At 70.4% G+C, this 8,480-nt stretch carries 8 protein-coding genes and 1 pseudogene; 3 read left to right on the top strand and 6 right to left on the bottom strand.

All coding sequences use genetic code 11. The features are described from left to right. The coding region (locus ACOJSN_RS08440; protein ID WP_420112054.1) for a UDP binding domain-containing protein at positions 1-253 on the top strand (253 nt) is incomplete at its 5' end. A 29-nt stretch (positions 254-282) separates the two neighbouring features. Here ACOJSN_RS08440 and ACOJSN_RS08435 read toward each other — a convergent pair. Genes ACOJSN_RS08435 through ACOJSN_RS08425 form a run of 3 tightly spaced genes read right to left on the bottom strand, consistent with a single transcriptional unit; the run spans position 283 to position 2,373 of the window. Next, the gene (locus ACOJSN_RS08435; RefSeq protein ID WP_420112053.1) at positions 283-549 is read right to left on the bottom strand and encodes a type II toxin-antitoxin system RelE family toxin; all 267 of its coding nucleotides are present in this window, start codon (positions 547-549) and stop codon (positions 283-285) included. Beyond that, positions 546-818, bottom strand: a complete 273-nt coding sequence (locus tag ACOJSN_RS08430) for a type II toxin-antitoxin system Phd/YefM family antitoxin (protein ID WP_420112052.1) — start codon at positions 816-818, stop codon at positions 546-548. The genes ACOJSN_RS08435 and ACOJSN_RS08430 overlap by 4 nt, the downstream gene beginning before the upstream one ends. A gap of 19 nt (positions 819-837) precedes the next feature. After that, positions 838-2,373 carry a hypothetical protein gene (locus ACOJSN_RS08425; RefSeq protein WP_420112051.1) on the bottom strand — a complete coding sequence of 512 codons (1,536 nt, stop codon included), beginning with the start codon at positions 2,371-2,373 and terminating at the stop codon, positions 838-840. A 92-nt stretch (positions 2,374-2,465) separates the two neighbouring features. Between ACOJSN_RS08425 and ACOJSN_RS08420 the strand changes: the two genes are divergently transcribed. Then, positions 2,466-3,635 (top strand): nucleotide sugar dehydrogenase, encoded by a 1,170-nt coding sequence (locus tag ACOJSN_RS08420; protein ID WP_420112050.1) that lies wholly within the window; start codon positions 2,466-2,468, stop codon positions 3,633-3,635. 23 nt (positions 3,636-3,658) lie between these two features. On the opposite strand, the gene ACOJSN_RS08415 is transcribed toward ACOJSN_RS08420, so the two are convergent. From ACOJSN_RS08415 to ACOJSN_RS08405, 3 genes are read right to left on the bottom strand one after another with little or no spacing between them, the layout of a single operon-like run. Continuing rightward, positions 3,659-4,777 (bottom strand): glycosyltransferase family 1 protein, encoded by a 1,119-nt coding sequence (locus ACOJSN_RS08415; RefSeq protein WP_420112049.1) that lies wholly within the window; start codon positions 4,775-4,777, stop codon positions 3,659-3,661. After that, positions 4,774-6,123, bottom strand: coding sequence for a glycosyltransferase (locus ACOJSN_RS08410; protein ID WP_420112048.1), 1,350 nt, complete (start codon positions 6,121-6,123; stop codon positions 4,774-4,776). Before ACOJSN_RS08410 ends, ACOJSN_RS08415 begins: the two co-directional genes overlap by 4 nt. Further along, positions 6,116-7,921 carry an ABC transporter ATP-binding protein gene (locus ACOJSN_RS08405; RefSeq protein WP_420112047.1) on the bottom strand — a complete coding sequence of 602 codons (1,806 nt, stop codon included), beginning with the start codon at positions 7,919-7,921 and terminating at the stop codon, positions 6,116-6,118. The genes ACOJSN_RS08410 and ACOJSN_RS08405 overlap by 8 nt, the downstream gene beginning before the upstream one ends. Positions 7,922-8,047: 126 nt before the next feature. Here ACOJSN_RS08405 and ACOJSN_RS08400 point away from each other — a divergent pair. Continuing rightward, positions 8,048-8,480 (top strand): annotated as a pseudogene (locus ACOJSN_RS08400) (aldehyde dehydrogenase); the annotation flags it as partial.

Raw genomic sequence — 8,480 nt, 5'->3', positions numbered from 1 at the left:
GCTGCGCGCCGCGGGGGCGACGGTGCTCGTGCACGACCCGATGTACCCGGCGGAGGAGCTCGAGGCGCTCGACCTGCCGGCGTACCCGGCGGGGGAGAGCGTCGACGCCGTGATCCTGCAGGCCGACCACCCCGAGTACGCCACGTTCGGGCTCGACGACGCGCCCGGCACCCGGGTGCTCGTGGACGGCCGCGGCGTCACCGATCCCGATCGCTGGCCCGGGGTGCGCCGGATCGTGCTCGGGCGGCCATAGGCGGCTCGCTGGGTCGCCTCCCTCGGTCGTCAACGGCGGTAGGCGTCGCGTCGGTGCCGTAGGGAGACCACGCGAACGACGACGCGCCCCTCGTCGATCTCGTAGATGACACGGAACTCACCGCGCCTCGCGGAGTAGCGACCCGCGAGCCGCCCGCGGAGTTGTTTCCCGACGCGCTGAGGGTTCTCAGCCAGGGGGCCTCGGATGAACTCCCAGCAGGCGACGGCCACCACTTCGGGCAACTCCTCCGCCAGCGCTCGCCGGGCCGACCGCGTGAGCTCGACGTCGTAGGTCACCGAGGAAGTCGGCCCATCGCGCGAAGCTCGTCGGTGACCTCAGCGAGGGAGAAGACCTCACTGGTCTCCGCCTCGTGGAGATCGGTCATCGTCGCCTCGTCGTTGAGGATGTCCAGTGTCTCGATCAGTGAGTCGTAGTCGTCTGCACTGAGGATGACCGCGGCGCGGCGGCCCTGCCTCGTCACCTCCACCCGTTCATGGGTGCGGACCGCCTCGTCCACGAGACGAGAGAGATTCGCTCGCGCCTCAGCCAGCGGGACGGTTGTCATGTACAGAATTCTAGCGCACTCATCGCGAGGATGGCACCGTCGTGAGCCAGCGCTCGGCCCAGGCGTCCAGGGCAGGGGTGGGCATGCGGGCGGTGTGGTCGAACTCGGCGGGTGTGTCGCCCACGAGCAGAATGCCGTCCGAGGGTGGGGCCTCGGCCACGAGCTGTGAGGCCGCCACCACAGCGGCGACCTCCGTGCCGTAGGGGCCGCAGGCCGCCACGGCCTCCGGGTCGACCCGCTGCACGGCGCCGAACGGCTGCCGGCCCCACACCGCCACGATCGCCTGCAGGTTCTCGAGCGCGCGGGGCGTCAGAGCGACAGGCAGGCCGTCCATGTCGATCTTGGACAGCGCGTGGCACCAGCCGGCGAAGTGGGTCGCGGTGCCGATCGCACGGTCGTAGGGACCGTTGCCGTGCGGCGCGACCACGTCGACCAGCTCGCGCGCTCGGGCCGCGATCCGCTCCACCCGATCGCTCTCGAACAGCCGTGAGTAGTCGAGATCGGGCGTCGCGTAACCCGTCGACAGCCCGAACACCGTGAACTCCAGGCACTTCGAGCAATCCGCGCAGAAACGTCCACTGGCCCGATAGCGCGGGCACATGACGATCTTCTCGAACGCCTCCGGAAACCGCTCCTTCAGCACCCCGTAGGACAGGTACTCGACGATCGCACGATGGGTGCACTCCACCTGCACACCCCAGCCGACCTCCTGCTCCAGGTAGTCGCGCAGATGATCGAGCCGTTCCGGCCGGCCGGTCGGGTTGGTGAAACGGAGGCTGCCGTCGGTGCGCGGCGTGACCCGGTAGCCCATCACGCTGTTCGAGAACACCACGTCCTGCACGCGTCGATGGATCAGCGCCGGCAGCATCACGGGGCCGTAGATGTTGATGTGCGGTCCGGGCGCGGCAGCTGTGCGCAGGCATATGTGGTCGGTGACGGCCAGCTGCACCGGCGCGCGCTGCCGCAGTGCCGGTGGCGCCACGATGTGGCGCACCGACCGCCACACGGCCCGCACCATCGCCCGCCATCCCGGCACCTGGGGGTGGATCGCGTGCAGCAGCATCACTTGCGAGGCCGATCGCTTCAGCCGCAGCACCTCCAGCGCGAGCGTGCTGTCCTTCCCGCCGCCGAACGTCACGGCCACCCGTCGCTGCTGCTGGAGCGGGCGTTGCTCGGAGGCCAGTGGTGCCTCGGCGCCATGATCCGGCTCGGGCGGGACCTCGAACGTCACCCCGTCGGCGTCGTGATACGCGCGCCAGAAGTCCAGGCGCGCCTGCGGGACGTGCTCCGGCAGCACCACGGTCACGGTGTCGGCGTCGTGCAGCCACAGCGGCAGCTGCACCGACAGCAACACGTCGTACAGCAGCGCGCGCGTGGTGCGCCGCAGCACCCTGCGCAGCGGCACCCCGATGTAGCGAATCGTCCAGCGGTGGGCGAGTTGCGTGGTGCTCGGGACATCCTGGTCCCAAGCGAAGCGGACACGACCGCCCCGGACCGCAGGCGGCTGCACCTCGACCTGCATGTGTGTTGCGCCGGTCTTCGTTCGGCCGGTCATGACCCGTCACTCTGGCGGACGGACATGAGAGAAAGATGAGAAGTCGCTGGGTCGCGCGGGTTGCTGTGGAGCGATGAGGCAGAATCGCGGTCGTGTCTACGATCTCTGTTGCCGGTCTTGGCTATGTCGGTCTGTCGTTGGCGATGCTGCTCGCGCGGCACAACACCGTGCGCGGGCTGGATCTGGATGCGGGTCGGGTGGCGCTGCTGCAGCGTGGTGAGAGTCCGATCGTGGATGCGGAGATCTCGCGGTTCCTGGCCGAGGAGGATCTCGATGTCGAGTTCACCACCGACCCCGAGAAGGCGCACGCGGGTGCGGAGTTCGTGATCATCGCCACCCCCACCAACTACGACCCGGTGACGAACTACTTCGATACCAGCAGTGTGGAGGCGGTGATCGGCCAGGTGGCGCGGATCAACCCCGGCGCCACGATGGTGGTCAAGTCCACGGTGCCGGTCGGGTTCGTCAACGATGTGCGGCAGCGGTTGGGCACCCAGAATGTGATCTTCTCGCCGGAGTTCTTGCGCGAGGGGCAGGCGCTGCACGACAACCTGCACCCCTCTCGGATCGTGGTGGGTGAGGACTCGGCCCGTGCGCGGGTGTTCGCGGACCTGCTGGTCACGGGCGCTGACGCGGTTGACGTCCCGGTGCTGTTCACGAACCCGACCGAGGCTGAGGCGATCAAGTTGTTCGCCAACACGTTCCTGGCGATGCGGGTGGCGTACTTCAACGAGCTGGATTCCTTCGCGATGACGCACGGGCTGGACACCCGTTCGATCATCGACGGCGTGGGACTGGACCCCCGCATCGGCACCCATTACAACAACCCCAGCTTCGGGTACGGCGGGTACTGCCTGCCCAAGGACACCAAGCAGCTGCTGGCCAACTACACCGACGTGCCGCAGACCCTGATCAGCGCGATCGTGGATGCCAACTCCACCCGTAAGGACGTCATCGCGTTCGACATCCTGGACCGCAACCCGACCGTGGTGGGTGTGCACCGGTTGATCATGAAGGCCGGCTCGGACAACTTCCGGGAGTCCTCGGTGCAGGGCATCATGAAGCGCATCAAGGCCAAAGGCATCCCCGTGATCGTCTACGAACCCGAGCTCGCCGACGACGAGTTCTACGGGTCACCCGTGGTGCGCGACCTGGAGGAGTTCAAGAACTCCGTCGACCTCATCATCGCCAACCGCCTCGTCGACGAACTCCACGACGTCGCCGACAAGGTCTACACACGTGACCTCTTCGGCGCCAACTGACGCTCAGGGCGTGGCTCCAAGCCCTACGCCAGCAGCTTCCGCACGGCCTCGAACCACCCGCTGACCTGCTGCCCCGCGCAGAGCACCGGCGCCGCGGCGTGACTGGCCGCCTTCATCCCCGCCACCTGCTCCGGCGTGAGCGCGTCGATCGCGTCGGCGAACGATTCCGCGGTGAAATCGGGGGTGACCACGCCCAGGTGGTGCTCGCGCACCAGCGCGGCCATGTCCGGGCTGGGGCCGATCACCAGCCCCAGCCGCGCCTGCACGAAGTCGAAGAACTTGTTCGGAAGCGCGTACCGGAAGTTGAAGGAGATCGGCGGCAGCACGTACACGCCCACGTCATAGCCGTTGAGCGTGGCCACGATCTCATCGGTGGGTACCGGGTCGTGGATCCGCACCCGGTCGCTGCCCGCGTAGCGCTCCCGCAACGACGGCACGTAGCCGGTGCCCTGGTCGATCAGGTACAGATCCAGCGTCGCACCCGAGTGCACCAGGTCCATCGCCGCCAGCATCGTCTCCAGCCGCTCCGGCACCCCGTTGCCGGCATGCACCAGGCGGATCGAGCCGCCCACCGCCGTCGGCCCCAGATCAGCCAACGGCGGAGCGTTCATCACCAGGCCCGCCTCGATCCCGAACTCGCGCCGGTACTCCGCGGCCAGCCCGGGGGAGACCGTGGTCACCGACGCCGCTCGGGTCACCCAGGTGCGGATCAGCCACCGGTAGTAGGGCGCCACCACCAGCCGCCACGGCAGGCTCTCCTCGTTCTGCCGGGAGGCGTACTCGTGCAGGTCGGCGTGCACGCCCCGCCTGGGCTGCAGCGTGAGCGCCAGCGGCACGGTGTCGGCATCATCGGCCAGCACCACGTCGTGCTCGCCGACCGGCAGCCGCTCCCGCAGCCACCGCTGCACCGGCATCGAGTCGTAGGTGCGCTGATACGCCCGCGCCAGCAGCAGTCGCCGGTCCTTGCGCCAGTAGATGATCTCGTCCGGGATCCGCACGTGCTCGACCACGCCCTCGGGTGCCTGCCCGTACCCCACCGTGGTCACGTCGTAGTGCGGCGTGAGCAGCCGGATCTGCCGCAGCACCCGCGCATCCCGGTACAACGGCGAGTAGCTGATGATCAGCACGCTCGCGCGGGTCACCGGTCCAGCACCCGGGTGTACAGCGCCACCAGCTCGGCTGCCTCGTGGCTCCAGTCGAGCTCGTCGGCGGCGGCGCGGGCTGCAGCGCGGTACCGGTCGGCATCGGCGCTCACGCGCTCGATCGCCGCCGCGAGCTGGTCGGGCCGGTCGGCGCCGAACACCTCACCCACGTCGTACTCCTGCACGATCGCCGCCGTATCCGGCAGGTCGGCCGCCACCACCGGCAGGCCGCCGTGGATCGACTCGAACAGCTTGTTCGGCAGCGAGTACCGGTAGGACAAGCAGATCGGGCGTACGTACACCACCGACACGTCGGCATCGGCGAGCGCCTCCGGCACCTCCGGACCCGGCACCGGGCCCACCAGGTGTACACGCTCCCCGAGCCCGAGGGCGCGCGCCTGGTCCAGCAGCCGGGTCACATACGCCGGGTCGCCGTACCCGAGCATCACCAGGTGCGTGCCGGCGTCCAGCTCGGCGAGCGCCTGCAGCGTCTCCTCCAGCCCCCGCCCGGTGGTCACACCACCGCAGTAGCCGACCACCCGCGCACTCGCCGGCAGCCCCGCGAGCTCGCGCAGCCGCCCCTGCTGCCGCTCCGGCACCGGGCCGCGGCGGTGCGGGATGTTCCGCACCAACGTAGGTGCGGTCCGCAGCCGGAACCTCCGCTTCATCCAGGCCACGATCGACGGTGAGACCGTGATCACTCCCGCGCTCGCACGCACCCCGAGGCGCTCGGTGACCGCCTCCACCAACGGTGCCAGCATCCGGTCGCTGCGCACGTTCCGACGCGTCCACAGCTCGTGCGCGTCGTACACGAACCGGCTCCCCGCCACGGTCTTGAGCAGCATCGCGGGCGCGAGGGTGTTGCCGTCGTTGGCGTGGACCACGTCCGGCCGCCAGCCCCGCAGGTGCCGTACCGCGCCCGCCCAGAACCACACCAGCCGCACCACCTGGTACAGACGCATCCACAGATCGCCCGCGACCGAGACGATCGAGGCTCCCTTCGCCGTCGGGCGATTGCTCGACGGCGGAGCAGCGTTGGTCTCCTTGCTCCCCTCGGGGGTGGGTGCTCGGGCGTCGCCGCGGACGCGGCGGACGAAGGTGGCCAGCCACGGCAGCAGCCGGACCAGGTCGAAGTCGGAGGCGCGATGGATCGCGAGCCCGTCGCCCCCGAGGGCGGCGCCGGCCGGGTAGCCCGGGCGTGCGCTGCCGACGATCAGCACGTCGGCGCCGGCATCGCGCAAGGTGGCGGCGGTCTTGAGCACGCGGTTGTCGGTCGAGACCTGGTTGTAGACCAACAGAGCGATGCGGGGTGCGCGCCCGAACACGCGGGGGAGTCGCTCAGCCATCGGACCCACCCACCAGTCCGGCCAGTGCGGCCTGCTCGGCGAAGTCGGGCACCGCCGCGACCACCTCGGCGAACGTGCCGCTCGCGACCAGGTGGCCCTCGCGCAGGAAGCACACCTGTTCGCTGTTCCGGATCGTGGCCAGCCGGTGCGCCACCACGATCACGCTGATCTCGCCCGCGAGCTCGCGGATCGCCGCGGTCACGGCGGCCTCGGTGCTGGTGTCGAGGGCGGAGGTGGCCTCGTCCATCACCAGCACCAACGGGTCGGTGTAGAGGGCGCGGGCCATGCCGAGCCGCTGCCGCTGCCCGCCCGAGAGCGCGAGGCCGCGGTCGCCCACGGGGGCGTGGATGCCCTCGGGGCGGGCCTCGACCACGTCGAGCAGCTGGGCGCGCGCGAGGGCACGCCGCACCCGGTCCTCGTCGATGTTCTCGTCCGACCATGTGAGCGCCACGTTGTGCGCCACCGACGCGTCGAACAGCGAGACGTCCTGCGGCACGTAACCCACACGGGAGCGCCAGTCGGCGAGGACGCGCGCCAGCGGCTGGTCGCCGATGAGGATCTCGCCGCGATCGGGTTCCAGCAGGCCGAGCATGAGATCCACCAGCGTGGACTTGCCCGAGCCGGAGGCGCCCACGAGTGCGAGCGTCTGCCCGAACGGCAGCTCGAGGCTCACGCCGTCCACGGCCGGGGACGCCGCCGCCGGGTAGGAGAACGTGACCTCACGCAGCCGGAGCGTACGGCTGCTCTCCGCGAGCGGCTCAGAGGGCTGCGCCGCAGGCTCCGTGTACGCCCGGCTGCGGTCGATCTCGGCGAGCACCTGCTCGGCGAACGGCTGGTTCGCACCGGTCTGCGCCAGGATCGTCTGGAACCGCGTCAGCGACGGCACGATACGGAACCCGGCCACCCCGAACAGGGCGACGGCGGCGAGCGCACCCGCGACGCCGTCGTCCGGGGTGGTGAGGTAGCCGATCGCGGCGCCGAGACCGAGCCCACCGATCAAGGCGGCCTCGAGCACATACCGAGGGATCGCCCCGAGGAAGGTCTGGTCGGCGCGGGCGCGGGAGGAGCGGGACCGGACCGAGAGGACCAGTTCGGCTAGCTCATCCGAGCGGCCGCGCAGCGTGACCTCCTTCAGGGCATGGATCATCTCGCTCATCAAGCGCACGGCGCGGGCCGAGTAGGTGCGGTTGTCCTGGCCGGCCCTGACCGCGCGGCGCAGCACCCACAGGTACAGGGCCGCGCCCACCGCGGCGAAGTAGACCACGGTGGCGCTCGCGAGCAGCGGCTGCGCGACCAGCAGCACGCCGAGTACCGCCACGAACGTAACCACCTCGCCGGCGAGCTGGCAGAACGGGATCAGCACGCCCGCCACGGTGGCGCCCACGCCCACGTCGGTGGAACGCACGATGTCGGTGGCGTTCCGGGACAACCGCTCGGTCCACGGCGCCCGGAACGTGGCGGCCAGCAGCTGTGCGCCGAGTACCTGCTCGAAGCTCGCGAACCGCTTCGTGGCCCACCGCTGCAGCACGATCGCCAGTGCGCTCTTGGCCACGATCAAGCCGCCGACGACGAGCAGCACGTTCCGGAACTGGGTCGGCTCGCTGATCTCACCCAGCACCGGGAGCGTGACCGTGGCGCCCGTGAGCATCGGCGCCATGATCATCGCGAGCAGCCCGATCGCCGCAACGTCCAGCAACGCCAGGGCGCTCTGCAGCACGGCGAACGTGATCACGAAGCGGCGCGTGCCCTCCGGCAGCACGCCGAGCAGCCGGCGGACGGTGCGCCACAACGCGGCCATGGGTCCTCGGCGCTCCTTCGGATCGGGCGTCGCCTGCCGGGACGCTGTACCGCGGTCGTGACGAGGGTATGACGTCCGGGCGGTGCGTGCGGCACCTGACGCGGCGCATGAGTCAAGATGGGGCACATGGTCATGACCCCCGCGGAAGAGGTAGTCGAGGACGCTGTGGTGCTCGCGCGGCGCTGGGCACAGAGCACCGCGTCGCAGCAGACCGCTGCCGAGAAGCGCACCTCGGGGCGGCTGGCGCGGCTGGTCGCCAACCCCGCCGGGCTCGATCTCGCGGTGCGGTTCGTGGACCGGGTGGCCCGGCCGGAGGACCAGGAGGTCGCTGCGCGGGAGCTCGCCGCGCTCGCGGGCAGCGCCGGCTCCGCGGACTTCCTCTCGGCGGCGGACAAGCTGATGCTCGGCGTCGGGTCCCGGGTGGCGATGCGGGCACCGAACCTCGTGGTGCCGCTCGCGCTCACGCGCCTGCGGCAGCTGGTGGGCCATCTCGTGGTGGACGCCGAGGACCCCGCACTGGCCAAGCACCTCGCCGCCGCGCGCGCCGAGGGGTACCGCC

Source organism: Pseudactinotalea sp. (genome assembly GCF_048594945.1).
Taxonomy (GTDB): Bacteria; Actinomycetota; Actinomycetes; order Actinomycetales; family Beutenbergiaceae; genus Pseudactinotalea.
This window is presented reverse-complemented; position numbering and strand designations above follow the sequence as displayed.

Bases quoted from the DNA above. Each gene is read 5' to 3' on its own strand.
- ACOJSN_RS08430 (WP_420112052.1), bottom strand. From the start codon at position 818: ATGACAACCGTCCCGCTGGCTGAGGCGCGAGCGAATCTCTCTCGTCTC.
- ACOJSN_RS08425 (WP_420112051.1), bottom strand. From the start codon at position 2,373: ATGACCGGCCGAACGAAGACCGGCGCAACACACATGCAGGTCGAGGTG.
- ACOJSN_RS08410 (WP_420112048.1), bottom strand. From the start codon at position 6,123: ATGGCTGAGCGACTCCCCCGCGTGTTCGGGCGCGCACCCCGCATCGCT.
- ACOJSN_RS08405 (WP_420112047.1), bottom strand. From the start codon at position 7,921: ATGGCCGCGTTGTGGCGCACCGTCCGCCGGCTGCTCGGCGTGCTGCCG.